The 16,150-nt window shown below is 67.0% G+C and carries 17 protein-coding genes; 6 read left to right on the top strand and 11 right to left on the bottom strand.

What is annotated here, in order from left to right; genetic code table 11:
• Positions 1–72: 72 nt before the first annotated feature.
• The gene (locus CUJ89_RS31555; protein ID WP_114181674.1) at positions 73–228 is read right to left on the bottom strand and encodes a DUF3309 family protein; all 156 of its coding nucleotides are present in this window, start codon (positions 226–228) and stop codon (positions 73–75) included.
• 195 nt (positions 229–423) lie between these two features.
• On the opposite strand from CUJ89_RS31555, the gene CUJ89_RS31550 reads away from it, so the two are divergent.
• The 6 genes from CUJ89_RS31550 to CUJ89_RS31525 all read left to right on the top strand — a co-directional run bounded on the left by CUJ89_RS31550 (position 424) and on the right by CUJ89_RS31525 (position 6,025).
• Entirely contained in the window at positions 424–1,098 is a 675-nt protein-coding gene (locus tag CUJ89_RS31550) for a histidine phosphatase family protein (RefSeq protein WP_114181146.1), read from the top strand.
• A 20-nt stretch (positions 1,099–1,118) separates the two neighbouring features.
• Complete coding sequence (locus CUJ89_RS31545) at positions 1,119–2,150, top strand: phosphotransferase (protein ID WP_114181145.1); 1,032 nt, start codon at positions 1,119–1,121, stop codon at positions 2,148–2,150.
• A 50-nt stretch (positions 2,151–2,200) separates the two neighbouring features.
• A complete protein-coding gene (locus CUJ89_RS31540) occupies positions 2,201–2,965 on the top strand; it encodes an SDR family oxidoreductase (protein ID WP_114181673.1) in 765 nt (254 codons plus the stop codon).
• Between the two features lie 7 nt (positions 2,966–2,972).
• Complete coding sequence (locus CUJ89_RS31535) at positions 2,973–3,731, top strand: SDR family NAD(P)-dependent oxidoreductase (protein ID WP_114181144.1); 759 nt, start codon at positions 2,973–2,975, stop codon at positions 3,729–3,731.
• A 33-nt stretch (positions 3,732–3,764) separates the two neighbouring features.
• Positions 3,765–5,009: an acyl-CoA dehydrogenase family protein gene (locus tag CUJ89_RS31530; protein WP_114181143.1), complete on the top strand. Its 1,245-nt coding sequence runs from the start codon at positions 3,765–3,767 to the stop codon at positions 5,007–5,009.
• Between the two features lie 110 nt (positions 5,010–5,119).
• Positions 5,120–6,025: a LysR family transcriptional regulator gene (locus tag CUJ89_RS31525; protein WP_114181142.1), complete on the top strand. Its 906-nt coding sequence runs from the start codon at positions 5,120–5,122 to the stop codon at positions 6,023–6,025.
• 91 nt (positions 6,026–6,116) lie between these two features.
• On the opposite strand, the gene CUJ89_RS31520 is transcribed toward CUJ89_RS31525, so the two are convergent.
• The 10 genes from CUJ89_RS31520 to CUJ89_RS31475 all read right to left on the bottom strand — a co-directional run bounded on the left by CUJ89_RS31520 (position 6,117) and on the right by CUJ89_RS31475 (position 15,839).
• Positions 6,117–6,824, bottom strand: coding sequence for a GntR family transcriptional regulator (locus CUJ89_RS31520; protein WP_201752352.1), 708 nt, complete (start codon positions 6,822–6,824; stop codon positions 6,117–6,119).
• Positions 6,825–6,888: 64 nt separating this feature from the next.
• Complete coding sequence (locus tag CUJ89_RS31515) at positions 6,889–7,926, bottom strand: proline racemase family protein (protein WP_114181141.1); 1,038 nt, start codon at positions 7,924–7,926, stop codon at positions 6,889–6,891.
• Between the two features lie 12 nt (positions 7,927–7,938).
• Positions 7,939–9,420 (bottom strand): aldehyde dehydrogenase family protein, encoded by a 1,482-nt coding sequence (locus CUJ89_RS31510; protein ID WP_114181140.1) that lies wholly within the window; start codon positions 9,418–9,420, stop codon positions 7,939–7,941.
• A 15-nt stretch (positions 9,421–9,435) separates the two neighbouring features.
• Positions 9,436–10,728: an NAD(P)/FAD-dependent oxidoreductase gene (locus CUJ89_RS31505; protein WP_201752351.1), complete on the bottom strand. Its 1,293-nt coding sequence runs from the start codon at positions 10,726–10,728 to the stop codon at positions 9,436–9,438.
• Entirely contained in the window at positions 10,725–11,741 is a 1,017-nt protein-coding gene (locus CUJ89_RS31500) for a 4-hydroxyproline epimerase (protein WP_114181670.1), read from the bottom strand. The genes CUJ89_RS31505 and CUJ89_RS31500 overlap by 4 nt, the downstream gene beginning before the upstream one ends.
• A 56-nt stretch (positions 11,742–11,797) precedes the next feature.
• Positions 11,798–12,676: a dihydrodipicolinate synthase family protein gene (locus CUJ89_RS31495; RefSeq protein ID WP_114181139.1), complete on the bottom strand. Its 879-nt coding sequence runs from the start codon at positions 12,674–12,676 to the stop codon at positions 11,798–11,800.
• A 24-nt stretch (positions 12,677–12,700) separates the two neighbouring features.
• Positions 12,701–13,366, bottom strand: a complete 666-nt coding sequence (locus CUJ89_RS31490; RefSeq protein ID WP_114181669.1) for an amino acid ABC transporter permease — start codon at positions 13,364–13,366, stop codon at positions 12,701–12,703.
• 10 nt (positions 13,367–13,376) lie between these two features.
• Positions 13,377–14,048 carry an amino acid ABC transporter permease gene (locus CUJ89_RS31485; RefSeq protein ID WP_114181138.1) on the bottom strand — a complete coding sequence of 224 codons (672 nt, stop codon included), beginning with the start codon at positions 14,046–14,048 and terminating at the stop codon, positions 13,377–13,379.
• Positions 14,049–14,058: 10 nt separating this feature from the next.
• On the bottom strand, positions 14,059–14,898 hold the full coding sequence (locus tag CUJ89_RS31480; RefSeq protein ID WP_114181137.1) for an amino acid ABC transporter ATP-binding protein: 840 nt from the start codon (positions 14,896–14,898) through the stop codon (positions 14,059–14,061).
• Between the two features lie 107 nt (positions 14,899–15,005).
• Positions 15,006–15,839, bottom strand: a complete 834-nt coding sequence (locus CUJ89_RS31475; protein WP_114181136.1) for a substrate-binding periplasmic protein — start codon at positions 15,837–15,839, stop codon at positions 15,006–15,008.
• Between the last annotated feature and the right edge of the window lie 311 nt (positions 15,840–16,150).

Raw genomic sequence — 16,150 nt, 5'->3', positions numbered from 1 at the left:
TGTAAAGCGGCCACGATGCAGTGTTTGGAAAGCGCGTGCCCAGGCGACGGGCACGCGCCGTTCGGCCCGCGTTCAAATTTGACCCAGCAGCACCAGCACGACAACGATGATGACAATCAATCCGACTGAACCCGACGGCCAGTAGCCCCAGCTTCGGCTGTGCGGCCATGCAGGAAATGCTCCGATGAGCAGCAAAATCAGTATGACGATTAGGATCGTACCGAGCATCGCATCCTCCTGGAACGTGGTCGACAAGACGGCGCCTGATGTCGCAATTCCTGTGCCGCCGGGTGGGCGGCAGGAAAAAGACCTGCCCGGAGTCGGTGTGGATTCATGAAATGAATACCGTCCGATTCAAAAAATAAATTTCAAAAATGCATGGACGCCCCCTATGCTGAATCCTTCTGATCTGGCGGGCATGCGATGGCTGAACTCTTTCTGGTACGGCACGGGCAGGCGTCGTTCGGCACGGACGACTACGACCGGCTTTCCGCGTCCGGCGAGCAGCAGGGCGTCTGGCTCGGCGAATACTTCGCGCGGCAGGGCATGACGTTCGACCGCGTGATCTGCGGCACGCTGAACCGTCACGCGCAGACGGTCGACGCGATCCTGCGCGGGATGGGCCGCGAAGGCGTGTCGGTCGATCGCCATCCGGGCCTGAATGAATACGACTTCCACGGGCTGTTCGCGGCGGCGGCCAGCGACTATCCGGAGATCGCGCGGCTCGCGGCCGGATCGATGAAGGAACACTTCCGCGCGCTCCGGCAGGTGCTGCAACTATGGTCCGAGGACAAGCTCGGCGATGCGGCCCCCGAAACCTGGGCGCATTTCCAGCAGCGCGTCGCCGACGCGCGCGCCGCGATCCGCCACGGCGGCGGCCAGCGCGTGCTCGCGGTGAGCTCCGGTGGCCCGATCTCGGTCACCGTGCAGCAGGTGCTCGCCGCGCCGCCGTCGAGCGCGATCGCGCTGAATCTGCAGATCCGCAACAGCAGCCTTTCGCAGTTTTTCTTCAACGCCGAAGCGTTTCATTTGGCGTCGTTCAACGGCATCCCGCATCTCGAGGATCCGGAACGGCACGCGTGGCGCACCTACGGCTGACCCTACGAACGATCGCGACGATGACGAATCCTTCCCAGCAACTCGACGCAGCCCGCCTCACGCGCTATCTGGAAGCGCACGTGCCGGGCTTCGAAGGCCCGGTCGACACGGAGAAGTTTGCCGGCGGCCAGTCGAATCCGACTTTCCTGTTGCATGCGCGCAGCGGCCGCTACGTGCTGCGCCGCCAGCCGCCGGGCGAACTGCTGAAATCCGCGCACGCGGTCGACCGCGAATTCCGCGTGCTGACTGCGCTGTCGGGCACCGCGGTGCCGGTCGCGCGCCCGTATCACCTCTGCGTTGACCGCGACGTGATCGGCAGCCTGTTCTACGTGATGAGCTTCGAGGACGGCCGGATCTTCTGGGACCCGGCCCTGCCGGAACTGCCGAAGGCCGATCGCGCGGCGTGCTACGACGCGCTGCTGCAGACGATGGCCGCGCTGCACGACGTCGACGTCGACGCGGTGGGCCTGGCCGACTACGGCCGCCCCGGCAACTACTTCGAGCGCCAGATCGGCGTGTGGACGAAGCAGTATCGCGCGGCCGAAACGGAGCGCCTCGACGCGATGGAGACGCTGATCGACTGGCTGCCGAAAGCGTGCCCCGACGACACGGGCCGGCCGGCGCTCGTGCACGGCGATTTCCGGATCGACAACCTGATGTTCGCGCGCGACGGCTATCGCGTGCAGGCCGTGCTCGACTGGGAACTGTCGACGCTCGGCAACCCGCTCGCCGATCTCGCGTATTTCTGCATGTGCCTGCGGCTGCCGTCCGGCGGGCAGGTGCGCGGGCTCGCGGGCCAGGATCGCGCCGAACTCGGCGTTCCGGACGAAGCGGCGATCGTCGCGCGCTATTGCGAACTGCGCGGCATCGAGCCGATTCGCGACTGGCACTTCTACCTCGCATTCAGTTTCTTCCGGCTCGCGGCGATCGCGCAGGGCGTGAAGGCGCGCGCGCTGCAGGGCAATGCGTCGAGCGAGCAAGCGTTGCGCGTCGGCGAAATGACCGGCCGGCTGGCCGAACTGGCCGTCGGCGTGATCGACGCGCATCGCTGAGAACGCCGGGCGCCGGCACGACAACCCACAACATGGAGGAGCACGACAACATGGCAACGAATCTGTTCGACCTGACGGGCAAGATCGCACTGGTAACGGGCGCGAGCCGCGGCATCGGCGAGGAAATCGCGAAACTGCTCGCGGAGCAGGGCGCGCACGTGATCGTGTCGAGCCGCAAGCTCGACGACTGCCAGGCGGTGGCCGACGCGATCGTCGCGGCAGGCGGCCGCGCCGAGGCGCTGGCCTGCCACGTCGGCCGGCTGGAGGACATCGCCGCGACGTTCGAGCACATCCGCGGCAAGCACGGGCGGCTCGACATCCTCGTGAACAACGCGGCCGCGAACCCGTATTTCGGGCACATCCTCGATACCGACCTCGCCGCGTACGACAAGACGGTCGACGTGAACATCCGCGGCTACTTCTTCATGTCGGTCGAGGCCGGCAAGCTGATGAAGGAACACGGCGGCGGCGCGATCGTCAACACGGCGTCGGTGAACGCGCTGCAGCCGGGCGACCGGCAGGGCATCTACTCGATCACGAAGGCCGCGGTCGTCAACATGACGAAGGCGTTCGCGAAGGAATGCGGGCCGCTCGGCATCCGCGTGAACGCGCTGCTGCCGGGCCTGACGAAAACGAAGTTCGCGGGCGCGCTGTTCGCCGACAAGGATATCTACGAGACCTGGAAGGCGAAGATCCCGCTGCGCCGCCATGCGGAGCCGCGCGAAATGGCCGGCACCGTGCTGTATCTCGTGTCGGATGCGGCGAGCTACACGAACGGCGAATGCATCGTCGTCGACGGCGGCCTGACGATCTGAGCGCGCGATGAAAATCGACAGCTACGCCGGGCAGGCCGTGATGATCACCGGCGCCGCAAGCGGCTTCGGCGCTTTGCTCGCGAGCGAGCTGGCCGCGATGGGCGCGCGGCTCGCGCTCGGCGACCTGAACGGCGAAGCGCTCGAACGGGTGGCCGCGCCGCTGCGCGCGGCCGGCGCCGACGTGATCGCGCAGCGCTGCGACGTGCGTGTCGAAGCGGAGGTCGCGTCGCTGGTGCACGCGGCCGCCGCGCGCTTCGGGCGGCTCGACGTCGGCATCAACAACGCGGGCATCGCACCGCCGATGAAGGCGCTGATCGACACCGACGAAGCCGATCTCGACTTGAGCTTCGCGGTGAACGCGAAGGGCGTGTTCTTCGGCATGAAGCACCAGATCCGCCAGATGCTCGCGCAGCGCGAAGGCGTGATCCTGAACGTCGCGTCGATGGCCGGGCTCGGCGGCGCGCCGAAGCTGGCCGCGTACGCGGCGTCGAAGCATGCGGTGGTCGGGCTCACGAAGACGGCGGCGCTCGAATACGCGCGCCACGGGATTCGCGTGAACGCGGTGTGCCCGTTCTACAGCACGACGCCGATGGTCACCGACAGCGATATCGGCGGCCGCCAGGACTTTCTCGCGCAGGGCTCGCCGATGAAGCGGCTCGGCCGGCCCGAGGAAATCGTCGCGACGATGCTGACGCTGTGCGCGAAGGAAAACACTTATCTGACCGGGCAGGCCGTCGCCGTCGACGGCGGTGTCTCGGCCTTCTGACCGAACGCAAAACGGAATCTCGAGGAGTCGATCATGGACTTTGGCTACACCCCGAAAGTGGAAGAACTGCGCGACCGCGTGCGCGCGTTCATGGACGCGCACATCGTGCCGCGCATCCGCCAGTGGAACGAGGAAGTGCATGCGGGCCAGTATCCCGTATCGTTCATGGAAGAGCTGAAAGCGCGCGCGAAGGCGGAAGGGCTGTGGAACCTGTTCCTGCCGCACCTGAAGGCCGACGAGCCCGGCACGGGCCTGACGAACCTCGAATACGCGCCGCTCGCCGAGATCATGGGGCGCGTGGCTTGGGCATCGGAAGTGTTCAACTGCAACGCGCCGGACACCGGCAACATGGAACTGCTGCACATGTTCGCGACGCCGGAGCAGCGCGAACAGTGGCTGCTGCCGCTGCTGCGCGGCGAGATCCGCTCGGCGTTCGCGATGACGGAGCCCGACGTGGCGTCGTCGGACGCGACGAACATCACGACGCGCATCGAGCGCGCGGGCGACGACTACGTGATCAACGGCCGCAAGTGGTTCATCACGAACGCCGCGCATCCGAACTGCAAGATCTTCATTGTGATGGGCAAGACCGATCCCGATGCAGCATCGCACCAGCAGCAGAGCATGATCCTCGTGCCGCGCGACACGCCGGGCGTGACGATCGTGCGCAACATCACGGTGGTCAATCACTTCGCGCCGGAAGGGCACTGCGAGATCACGTTCGACAATGTGCGCGTGCCGGCGCGCAACCTGCTCGGCGAAGAGGGTAGCGGTTTCGCGCTCGCGCAGGCACGCCTCGGGCCGGGCCGGATCCATCACTGCATGCGTTCGATCGGCGCGGCCGAGCTTGCGCTGGAGCTGATGGTCGACCGCGCGCAGTCGCGCGAGGCGTTCGGCAAGCCGCTGAACCGGCACGGCACGATCGGCGAATGGATCGCGCGCTCGCGCATCGAGATCGACCAGGCGCGCCTGCTCGTGCTGAAGGCTGCGTGGATGATCGACAAGGTCGGCGCGAAGGCCGCGCGCAAGGAAATCTCGATGATCAAGGCGCTCGTGCCGACCGTCTATACGGACGTCTGCGACCGCGCGATGCAGGTGTTCGGCGCGGCGGGGTTGAGCCCCGATACGCCGCTCGCCGATCTGTGGACCTGGGGCCGCGCGCTGCGCTTCGCCGATGGCCCGGACGAGGTGCACCTGCAGGCGATCGCCCGGATGGAGATCAAGGACGGCGAACCGGGTTCGACGGCCGCCTACCTGACGCCGCCGCTGCGCGGCTGAGCGCTGCGCAGCGGATACGCAACGCGTCGGGTATGGCGAATACGGCGCCGGGGCCCGGCGTGGACGAACGGACGGCGCACGCCGTAAGATGCCGGCAAGGAGATCCGGCGATGCGCCTATCGAAGCTTGACCTGAACCTGTTCGTCGTATTCGACGCGATCTACACCAAGCGCAACCTGACGCGGGCGGCCGAGGTGCTGAACCTCACGCAGCCCGCCGTCAGCAACGCGCTCGCGCGGCTGCGCAAGTCGCTGAACGACCCGCTGTTCGTGAGCACGCCGGCCGGGATGATGCCGACGCCGATGGCGGAGAACATCGTCGGCCGCGTGCGCGAGGCGTTGCAACTGCTCGATTCGAGCGCGCACGAAGGCGACGTGTTCGATCCGGCGTCGTCGACGCGCGTGTTTCGGCTGAGCATGAGCGACCTGACCGAAGCGCTGCTGCTGCCCGCGCTCGGCGAACTGCTGCAGCGTGAAGCGCCCGGCATGCACGTGCGCAGCTACACCATGGACCGCGGCGAAGTCGCGACCGCGCTCGCGAACGGGTCCGTCGACATCGCGATCGACGCACCGCTGATCGGCGATCCGCATCTGCACCAGGCGCTGCTCGTGCGCGACCGCTACGCGTGCATGATCCGCGACGATCACCTGTTCAGGGGCAAGACGCTGACCATGGACGACTACCTGTCGATGGGGCACATCCACGTGTCGAGCCGCCGCAAGGGCAGTGGGCACGTCGACGCGGAACTGACGCGCCTCGGGCTGCGCCGCAACATCCAGATGCGCGTGCAGCACTACATGGTCGCGCCGCTGATCGCGATGCGCGGCGATCTCGCGCTGACGGCGCCGCTGCGGCTGCTGCAGCGCTATCCGGCGCGCATCCTCGAACTGCCGTTCGAGATGCCGGGCCTCGATTACTTCTGCTACTGGCATCGCAGCGCCGATCAGGATCAGGGCAGCCAATGGCTGCGCGAACGGCTGATGACGCTGATGGGCGGGATGGGCGAGCCGCAGTGACGCAGGCGGGCGCCGCGTAGCGTACTGCACGCGGCGGCCTGCCTTCAAGGCCGCTCGCCTGCGTCGCCACATCGACGGTAGCGCCGATGCGTTACAGCACCGCCATCGATTCCGTCATGTTCTGCTTCATGTAGTCGAGGAACCGCTTCTGGAACAGCATCGTGTGCTCGTGCGCGGCCCGTTCGGCGGCTTCGGCGTCGCGTCGCGCGATCGCGTCGATCAGTTCGTCGTGGTCGCGGCCGAGCTTGCCCGCCGTGGACGAACTGACCGTAAAGTCGAAATGCAGGTGGAGCAGGCGTTGCCCTTCGCCGAGCAGCCGTTCGTAGTAACCGACGAAATACGGGTTGTTCGCGGCATGCGCGATCGCCATGTGGAGCGCCTTGTTGGTCTCCGACATCGCCTGGAAATCGCCGCTGGCGACGGCTTCCATATAGACGTCGTCGGCCTTGCGGATTTTCGCGAGATCCGCATCGGAGCGCTGCGTGGCCGCGAGCCGCGTGACGGCGCGCTGGATCAGGTCGAGCGCCGAGATGTACTTCGGGAATTCCTCGATCTCGAACGGCGTGACGAGCGTCGTGCGGTTCGGCAGGATCGTGACGAGCCCCTCGCTGCTCAGGCGCGCGAGCGCATCGCGCACCGGCGAGCGCGACAGCCCGAACTGCGCGGCCAGCGAAATCTCGTCGAGCTGCACGCCGGGTTTCAGCTTGAGCGTCAGGATCTGCTTGCGCAATTCCTCATACACATACCGCCCGCCGTGCCGGCGGCCGCCACCTTCGGTTTCAACGGCCTCTTTGCTCATTACGCCACCCTTCCTGTAATCGGCCCGGGTCGCCGGGCGCGCTCGGGAGTTTAGCATCGCGTCCTCACGTGCCCGACGGCCCGAATCCGTCGCCCCAGGTATCGCTCAGCATGAACCCGGCGGCCAGCGGATCGTCGGGATCGACGCCGAGCTGCTGGAACCCGAACACCCACGCGCGCCCGGTGACGCGCGGCAGCACGGCCGGCCGGCCGCCCACCTCGGTCATGCCCAGCAGTTCGACGCCGAATTCGCCGCCGATCGTCGAGCGCGACGTGAGGCGGTCGCCGACCTTCACGCGCCCGCGCGCCGCGAGCGTCGCGAGATTGGCCGAGCTGCCGGTCCCGCACGGCGACCGGTCGACCCGGCCGGGCGGCAGCGTCGTGCAGGTCTGGTAGACCGTGTCGTCGACCCGATTCCTGAACATCACGTACGCGACTTCGTTGATTTCCGGATAAAGCGGATGCTGGACGGCAACCTGCCGGTTGATGATCTCCTTCAGCCGCACGCCATGCGCCGCGAGCTGCCGCGCGTTGCCCGGCGCGATCTCGAGCCCGATCTGGTCGACGTCGACGAGCGCGTAGTAGACGCCGCCGAACGCGATGTCGGCCTTGATCGTGCCGAACGCGTCCGTTTCGACGGCGACGTCGAGCTGCTCGACGAATGACGCGACCATGTCGAGCGATACGGCGGTGCAGCGGCCGTCGCGGCAGGTCGCCCGCGCCGTGACGAGCCCGGCCGGCGTGTCGAGCACGACCGTGGTCTCGGGTTCCTGCATCGGCACCATGCCGAGTTCGAGCAGCGCCGTCACCACGCAGATGCAGTTGCTGCCCGACATCGGATGCGCCTTGTCGGCCTGCAGCACGATGAACCCGGCATGCGCGTCGGGCCGCGTCGGCGGCAGCAGCAGGTTGACCGACATCTGCAGGCAGCCGCGCGGTTCGAGCACGACGAGCCGCCGCAGGCTGTCGTCGGTCTCGTTGAGGTAGTTCATCTTGTCGAGCATGGTCGTGCCCGGCACGTCGAGGACGCCGCCGGTGATGACCTTGCCGATCTCGCCTTCGCAATGCACGTCGACGAGTTGCAGCGTTTTCTTCCAGCGCATGATCGCTTCACCTTACTTGATGTACCAGCCCCACGGCTTGTCGCTGTCGTAGCGCGTGATCTGCTTGATCTCGAGGTAGTTGTTCAGGCCCCACTCGCCGAGTTCGCGCCCGATCCCGCTCTGCTTGTAGCCGCCCCACGGCGCTTCCGTGAACGTCGGCTGCGAGCAGTTGATCCACACGATGCCGGCGCGCATCGCGCGTGCGACGCGCTCGCAGCGCGGCAGGTCGGCCGACATGACCGCCGCCGCGAGGCCGAAGCGCGAATCGTTGGCCGACCGGATTGCTTCGTCTTCCGTATCGAACGGCCGGATGCACACGACGGGCCCGAAGATCTCCTCGCGCCAGATCCAGCTGTCTTCCGGCACGTCGGCGAACACGGCCGGCTCGATGAAGTAGCCCCGGTCGAGATGCGCGGGCCGGCCACCGCCCGTCACGAGCCGCGCGCCTTCCTCGCGGCCGCGCGCGACCGCCGCCCGGACCTTGTCGTACTGCCCGCGGCTGACCAGCGGGCCGAGCAGCACGCCGTCGTCGCGGCCGTTGCCGATCGTGATCTTGCGCGCTTCCTGCGCCAGCCGCTCGACGAGCGGCGCGTACAGCGAGCGCTCGACGAGCACGCGCGACGTCGCGGAACACACCTCACCCTGGTTCCAGAATATGCCGAACAAAATCCATTCGACGGCCGCTTCGAGGTCGCTGTCGCCGAATACGATGAACGGCGACTTGCCGCCGAGTTCGAGGCTCACGTTCTTGATGTCGCGCGCGGCGGCCTGCATGATGCGGCTGCCGGTCGGCACGCTGCCGGTGAATGCGAGCTTGTCGACGCCCGGATGCTCGGTGAGCGGCGCGCCGGCGTCCGCGCCGAGGCCCGTCACGACGTTCAGCACGCCGGCCGGCAGCCCGGCCGACTCGGCGATGCCGGCCAGCGCCAGCGCCGTGAGCGGCGTCAGCTCGGACGGCTTGAGCACCATCGTGCAGCCGGCCGCGAGCGCGGGCGCGACCTTCCACGCGGCCATCAGCAGCGGAAAATTCCACGGAATGATTGCGCCGGCCACGCCGATCGGCTCTTTCCGGACCACCGTACTGAAGCGCTCGTCGGCCAGCGGTACGGGTGCTTCGGCGTTGCCGTCGAGCTGCTCGGCGAGCCCCGCATAGAAATCGAAGCAACCGGCGGCATCGCCGAGATCCCACATTGCTTCGGGCAGCGGCTTGCCGTTGTCGCGCACTTCGAGCTCGGCCAGCTCGGGCAGGCGCTCGCGGATACCTTGCGCGATCGCGCGCAGCACGGCGGCGCGCGCAGCGCCGGTCATGCGCGGCCACGGGCCTGCGTCGAACGCGCGGCGTGCCGCGTTGACGGCGAGGTCGATGTCTTCGGCGGTGGCGGCGGCCACTTTCGCGATCACGGTTTCGTCGCTCGGGTCGATCGTGTCGAAGGTGTGTCCGCGAACCGGCGCTACCCAGCGGCCGTCGATGAAAAGTCGTTCGTAGGATTGCATGAAGGGTCTCGAAGGTCAGGTGAAGCGATAGGCGCTGAACGGCGACAGGTCCTGCCGCGTCGGCCGGCCGGCGACGAGGTCGCCGATCAGGCGGCCGGTCGTCGCGCCGAGCGTGAGGCCGAGCTGACCGTGGCCGAATGCCATGTACGTGTTGGGCAGGCGCCGCGAGCGGTCGATCACCGGTTTGGTGTCGGGCAGGAACGGCCGGTAGCCGACGCCGTACTCGACGCGCGCGGTCTGCAACTCGGGCAGGATGCGCCGGGCTTTTTCCAGGATGATGTCCGCGCGCCGGAAATTCGGCTGCGCATTGCGGCCCGCGAACTCGATGGTGCCGCCGATCTGCAGGCCGCGCGTCATCGGGGTGAAGCAGAAGCCACCATCCGCGTAGATCACGGAGTGGCGAAATTCGACGCCCGGGTCGGCGAGCAGCGCCTGGTAGCCGGCGATGCCTTCTAGCGGCACGCGCACGCCGAGCTGGCTGAAGAATGGCCGCGAACCGGTGCCGGCCGCGACGACGACATGATCGGCCGCGATCCGCTCGCCGCTGGCGAGCGTCACGCCCGTCGCGCGCCCGGATGCCTCGTCGATGTGCGTAGCGTTCGCGCGGATGCGGCGCCCGCCTTGCGCTTCGAAGCTGGCCGTCAGCGCCGCGATGAAACCTTCGGTATCGCTGACCGCGCGCCAGTCCGGAAACAGCAGTCCGTGCCGGAACCGGCCGGCCAGCGCCGGTTCGAGATCGCCGATGTCGGCGGCCGTCAGCCGTTGCGACTCGAACCCCAGCGACTGCCGCAAGTCGAGATGCGGCTGCTCGCTCGTGATGCCGGCCGGATCGTCGAATACCTCGAGCACCGGCTGCTGGCCCAGCAGTGCGCGGTCGCCGCACGCATCGAGCAGCGGCGCATAGTCGGGATAGACGTCGTGCGTCAGCGTGGCCATGGCCTGCGCGATCGACACGATCTTCGCGTGACGGGCCGACGCGACGAACCGGAAAAACCACGGCAGGATGCCGGGCAGCGCGCCGGGTCGCAGCGCAAGCGGCCCCTTCTGGTCCATCAGCCAGCGCGGCACCTTCATCAGGATGCCCGGCTTCGACAGCGGGATCACCTCGCTGACCGCCATCTGCCCGCAGCTCCATTTCGCGGTGCTGTCGCCGGGGGCGGCCGGATCGATCAGCGTGACGGCATGGCCGTCGCGCTGCAGATAGAGCGCGCAGCACACGCCGACGATCCCGCCGCCGATCACGACGGCCGTTTCATCGCGTGCCGCGCCGGGCGACACGGGCGCGTGTCGTTGCGGAATCGCGTTCAATTGACGAACTCCTGCAGGCTGAACCCGTGCGCATAGGGCTGGGACGAATCGACGCGATACTGCGCGCGCCCGGTGACCCACGCGCGTCCTTCGATGCTCGGCCGCACGGCGTCGAGCCCGCTGTGGAGGCGCGTGACCGATTCCACGCGGCCGATGAAGCGGCTGCCGATCAGGCTCTCGTGGCAATACGCGTCGCCGGCCTTCAGCCAGCCGCGCGCGAAGCGCTGCGCGACGCGTGCCGAGCTGCCGGTGCCGCACGGCGAACGGTCGACCAGGCTGTCGCCGGCGATCACCACGGCGCGGCCGTGCGAGTCGCCCGCGAGCGGCTTGCCCGTCCACATGCAGTGTCGGACGCCGCGAATGGCCGGATGGTCGGGATGCACGATGTCGATCGCGTCGTTCACCGCGCGCTGCACGTCGCGGCCCCACGCCAGCAGTTCGTCCGGCGTGAAGTGCTCGCAACCGGGGAAGTTCGGCTGAACCTCGACGATCGGATAGAAGTTTCCGCCGTACGCGATATCGACGGCAAGCGTGCCGAGCGCCGGAATGGCGATCTCGACGTCGCGTGCGAGCAGGAAGCTCGGCACGTTGGTGAAACGCACCGACGTCACGCGTTCGCCGTCCATCTCGTAGCGCGCGACGATCTGCCCGGCCGGCACGTCGACGGTGACCGTTCCCGGCTGCTTCGGCACGACGAGGCGCTCCTCGATCGCAAACGCGATCGAGCCGATCGTCGCATGGCCGCACATCGGCAGGCAGCCCGACGTCTCGATGAACAGCAGGCTGAAATCGGCGTTGTTGCTGACGGGCGGGTAGAAAATCGTGCCCGACATGTGCGCGTGGCCGCGCGGCTCCAGCATCAGCGTGCGGCGAACCCAGTCGTGATGCGCGACGAAATCCTCGCGGCGCGCATTCATCGTCGCGCCCTGCAGCGCCGGCGCGCCGTCGATCACCATGCGCACCGGCATCCCTTCGGTATGGCCTTCGATACAGGTGAAGCTGTGCATCGTCATGTTCAGGTTTCCTCGGTCGGCGTACCGGCGCCGCGCGGCGCCGGTACGTGTGCGCATCACGCCTGGGACGCTTCGAAGATCGTGCGGAATTCCGCCTTTTCCTGGTCGGTCAGCGGCTGCAGCGGCATGCGCGCATTGCCGACCTTGAAGCCCGCCAGTTCGCAGCCGTACTTGACCTTCTGGATAAACTTGCCGGCTTCCATGCTCGCCATCACCGGGAACAGCGAACGCATCACATTCTGCGCGCCTGCCACGTCGCCGGACGAGAATTTGTCGTAGAAGCTCACGACCTGCTTCGCGAAGCAGTTCGCGGGCCCGCAGATCCAGCTCGTCGCGCCCCACAGGAAGAAGTCGAGCGCCTGGTCGTCCGAGCCGCACGACAGCTGATAGTGCTCGCGGTACTTGCCGCCGATCTCGATCGCGCGCAGCAGGTTGCCGCTGCTTTCCTTGATGCCGATCACGCGCGGGTGATCCTTGAACGCGTCGAGCACGCCGAAGCCGACCTCGACGTTCGTGCGTACCGGATAGTTGTACAGGATCACGTTCACGTCGGTCACGGCGGCGAGAATGGCGTCGTAGTGCCCGATCAGTTCTTCCTGCGACGGCAGCGCGTAGTACGGCGGCGCGATCAGGATGTTCGTGTAGCCGGCATCGCGCGCCTGGCGGACCTGCTCGATCACTTCCCGCGTCGACGAGCCGTTTGCGCCCGCGACGAGGGCGCCGCGGTTGCCGACCACTTCGCGCACGGTCTTCATCACCGCGCGGCGTTCGTCGTTCGTGAGCGCGTAATACTCGCCCGTCGAACCGAGCGGCACGAAGCCGCTGACGCCCGCGGCGAGCTGAAATTCGAGGATCGACGCGAGCGTATCGTGATCGACTGCGCCCGATGCGTCGAATGGCGTAACGAGTGCGGGCAGAATGCCTTTCAGTTGCATGAGATTTCTCCGGCTTGACGAGAGTTAGTAGGCATAGCGCCTGAGCATCCTGGACTCCACTACGCCGACCAGGCGGGTCAGCGGAAAGGCGACGAGGAAATAGATGACGGCCACGGTGGTGAGGAACTCCACGGGCCGTGCCGTGCTGTTCGACACGTTCTGGCCGACGAACATCAGGTCGGCGATCCCCACCGACGAAATGAGCGCGCTCTCCTTGAACAGGCTCACGACGTTCGACAGCAGCGGCGGAATCGCGCGCAGCAGCGCCTGCGGAAAGATCACGTAGACGATCTTCACGTGCGGCGACAGGCTGAGCGCGATGCACGCATCGTGCTGTTCTCCCGCGATCGACTTCAGCGAGCCGCGAAACGTCTCGCTCGTGATCGCGGCCATGTAGAGCGTCAGCGAGATCAGCACCGACAGGTACGGCGGGATCGGCAGCCGCAGCACGACCGGGAAGCAGAAGAACACCCAGAACAGCTGGATCAGCAGCGGCGTGCCGCGGAAGAATTCGACGAAGGCGGCAACCGGCCCGCGAAGCCAGCGCGACGGCGACATCCGCAGCAGGCTCAGCACGAAACCGAGCAGGCTGCCGACGATCGCGCATGTCGCGGTGAAGGCGAGCGTCAGCCCGAGGCCTTTCGCGAGCACGAGCCAGTACGGCCAGACGACGGAAAAATCGAGATTCACGACGGGCTCCTCAGCGCTGGACGGCGGCGTCCTGGCGACGCTCGACGACATGGACGAGTTTCGCGATCGGCAGCGACAGCGCGAAATACACGAGCGCGACCACCGAATACGTTTCGAGCGGCCGGTATGCCTCGGTTGCGAGGCTTTTCGCGACATACATCAGGTCGGCCACCGCGACGATCGCCACCAGCGCGCTCTGCTGCAGGCTGCCGATGCCGTTCGTCAGCAGCACGGGCATCGCGCTGCGCAGCGCCTGCGGCAGCACGACGAAGATCGTGCGTTGCCACGGCCGCAGGCCGAGCGCCACCGCGGCATCGAGATGTTCCTTCGGCACGGCCTGCACGCCGGCGCGGTACGCCTCCGCGTTGAATGCGGTCAGGTTCAGGCCGAGCGCGAGCACGCCCATCGTGATCGGGTCGATGAACACGTCGACCATCATCGGGATGCAGTAGAAAAACCAGATGATCTGCAGCAGCGCCGGCGTGCAGCGGAAGAATTCGATGAAGAGCCGGGCCGGCCAGCGCACGGCCGCCCAGCGGCTCATCGCGAGCAGGCACAGCACGAAACCGAGCACGAGGCCCATCGCGTTCGCGGCGACGGCCAGCACGACGGTGACTTTCAGGCCGTCGAGCAGCGCGCCGATGCTGCCCGCGAGGAAACTGAAATCGAAGTGGTAGTTCATGGCTTCGGCCTCAGTCGAGATGCAGGATTTTCTCGAGGAATTCCCGCGTGCGCGCTTCCTTCGGACACTTGAAGATGTCCGCCGGCGCACCTTCCTCGACGATCTTGCCGTTCGCGCAGAACACCACACGCGTCGCGATGTCGCGCGCGAAGTGCATGTCGTGCGTGACGATGATCATCGCCATCTTCTGCTCGGCGAGTTGCAGCATCACGTTCTGCACTTCGACCACCATCTCCGGATCGAGCGCGGACGTCACTTCGTCGAACAGCATCAGCTTCGGTTCGAGCATCAGCGCGCGTGCGATCGCCACGCGCTGCTTCTGGCCACCGGACAGCTGGCTCGGATACGCGTGCAGCTTGCTTTCGAGGCCCAGGCGCGCGAGATACGTGCGCGCACGCTCGGTGGCCTCGGCTTTCGACAGCCCGCCGACCCTGACGGGTGCGAGGATCAGGTTGCCCAGCACCGACAGGTGCGGAAACAGCGTGTAGTGCTGGAACACCATGCCGACCTGCTTCTGCAGCTTCGCGTCGATGCGCCACCCGCCGCGCGCGTCGCCGCCGCGGATATACGGCGCGCCCTGGAACGCGATCTCGCCGCGCTGGATGCCTTCCAGCCCCATCATCACGCGCAGCAGCGAGCTCTTGCCGCTGCCGCTCGGGCCGATGATGACGAGCCGGTCGTCGGCGCGCATGTCGAGGCTCATGCCGTCCATGACGACGAGGTTCGGGCCGTACGACTTGTGCACGTCGTGCAGCCGGACGAAATCGCCGGCTGCAGCGGACGCGGCGAAGCGCGTCGTCGAAAGGGGATGCATGGCCGACCTGACGGCCGTCGTTTGAGGCGACAACATGACTGTCTCTCCAGTGGCGCCCGACGTCGGCGCGCAAAGTGCGAATCGGAAAACCGAAGCCCGCTGACGGTCCGACGGTCCGCCGGGCTCGTCGGCGCGGCCGGCGCTTACTTGCCCGGGGTCAGCATGGTTTGTACGGAAGTCTTGATGAGACGGTTCACGGCGCCGGACTTGACCTGCTGGGCGAGATAGCCGTTGAGCACGTCGAGGTCGGCCTTGGGCGTGTCCTTGCGCAGGCCGAACGCCACTTCCTGCTGGGCGAGCGGCGGCGTCGGATTGAAGCTGGCCGCCCAGTCCGGGTGCGCTTCCGTCAGCAGCATGTTGGTGATGTTCGCGTCGGCGAGCAGGTCGGCGCGCTTCGAGATCAGCGACAGGCGCGTCTCGTCGTTGCCGGGCAGCCGCATGATCCGCGCCTGCTTCAGTTCGGCGGAAATCGCCTTGTCCTGCGACGTGCCCGACATCACCGCGACCGTGATGCCCGGCTTGTCGATGTCGGCGACCGAGCGGAGGTTCTTCGGAACCCGCGGGTTGTTCTTGTTGTAGACGAACGAGACGTTGTAGTCGGTCGCCGGCGCGGAGAAGGCGACGGCCTTTTCGCGCTCGGGCGTGTCGTTCAGCGCGAGCGACAGGTCCCACTTGTCCGACTGCAGGCCGGCCACGATGTTGTCCCAGCTCGTATCGACGAACTCGACCTTGACCTTCAGTACGTTCTGCCCGAAATCGCGGCACAGATCCGAGAAGAAGCCGCTGTACGCGCCGGTCTTCGGATCGCGCATCACATACGGCGGCGCGACCGCGGCACCGCAGCGCAGTACGCCGGCCTTCTTCACGCCGGCCCATGCGTCGGGCCCGGCGGCATGCGATGCAGTGGCGGCGAACAGCGATGCCGCTGCCACGGTGCACGCGGCGATTTGACGGGAGAAACGAGACAGTCGATTCATGGTGTCCTCACTGGATATGGGTAAACCCGCATGCTTGAGCTATCTGATACACATCTATGTGTGTTTGATTGTGTGCAACGTTGTGTGCATATTAGAAGGGCAAAAATCGCTGTGTCAACGAGAACTTGTCGGTGGGGAGGCGGGGTTTTCCCGGTGCGTGCGGCGCGGGGAGCGTGGGGCAGGCTGCGGGATGTGCGGTGAAGCGCGACGGGAAAGGGGCCCGAGGCACGGCTTGCGGCGGTTGTGCGTACCCGGTGAGCGGAAACGTCAGGCGATTGCCGCGACCGGTCGGGCGACTGCGGGTGGGTGGC

The organism is Burkholderia pyrrocinia (genome assembly GCF_003330765.1).
GTDB lineage: Bacteria > Pseudomonadota > Gammaproteobacteria > Burkholderiales > Burkholderiaceae > Burkholderia > Burkholderia pyrrocinia_B.
This window is presented reverse-complemented; position numbering and strand designations above follow the sequence as displayed.

Excerpts from the sequence above, each read along its gene's own strand:
- CUJ89_RS31555 (WP_114181674.1), bottom strand. The coding sequence starts at position 228 with ATGCTCGGTACGATCCTAATCGTCATACTGATTTTGCTGCTCATCGGA.
- CUJ89_RS31550 (WP_114181146.1), top strand. The coding sequence starts at position 424 with ATGGCTGAACTCTTTCTGGTACGGCACGGGCAGGCGTCGTTCGGCACG.
- CUJ89_RS31545 (WP_114181145.1), top strand. The coding sequence starts at position 1,119 with ATGACGAATCCTTCCCAGCAACTCGACGCAGCCCGCCTCACGCGCTAT.
- CUJ89_RS31540 (WP_114181673.1), top strand. The coding sequence starts at position 2,201 with ATGGCAACGAATCTGTTCGACCTGACGGGCAAGATCGCACTGGTAACG.
- CUJ89_RS31535 (WP_114181144.1), top strand. The coding sequence starts at position 2,973 with ATGAAAATCGACAGCTACGCCGGGCAGGCCGTGATGATCACCGGCGCC.
- CUJ89_RS31530 (WP_114181143.1), top strand. The coding sequence starts at position 3,765 with ATGGACTTTGGCTACACCCCGAAAGTGGAAGAACTGCGCGACCGCGTG.
- CUJ89_RS31525 (WP_114181142.1), top strand. The coding sequence starts at position 5,120 with ATGCGCCTATCGAAGCTTGACCTGAACCTGTTCGTCGTATTCGACGCG.
- CUJ89_RS31520 (WP_201752352.1), bottom strand. The coding sequence starts at position 6,824 with ATGAGCAAAGAGGCCGTTGAAACCGAAGGTGGCGGCCGCCGGCACGGC.
- CUJ89_RS31515 (WP_114181141.1), bottom strand. The coding sequence starts at position 7,926 with ATGCGCTGGAAGAAAACGCTGCAACTCGTCGACGTGCATTGCGAAGGC.
- CUJ89_RS31510 (WP_114181140.1), bottom strand. The coding sequence starts at position 9,420 with ATGCAATCCTACGAACGACTTTTCATCGACGGCCGCTGGGTAGCGCCG.
- CUJ89_RS31500 (WP_114181670.1), bottom strand. The coding sequence starts at position 11,741 with ATGACGATGCACAGCTTCACCTGTATCGAAGGCCATACCGAAGGGATG.
- CUJ89_RS31495 (WP_114181139.1), bottom strand. The coding sequence starts at position 12,676 with ATGCAACTGAAAGGCATTCTGCCCGCACTCGTTACGCCATTCGACGCA.
- CUJ89_RS31485 (WP_114181138.1), bottom strand. The coding sequence starts at position 14,048 with ATGAACTACCACTTCGATTTCAGTTTCCTCGCGGGCAGCATCGGCGCG.
- CUJ89_RS31480 (WP_114181137.1), bottom strand. The coding sequence starts at position 14,898 with ATGTTGTCGCCTCAAACGACGGCCGTCAGGTCGGCCATGCATCCCCTT.
- CUJ89_RS31475 (WP_114181136.1), bottom strand. The coding sequence starts at position 15,839 with ATGAATCGACTGTCTCGTTTCTCCCGTCAAATCGCCGCGTGCACCGTG.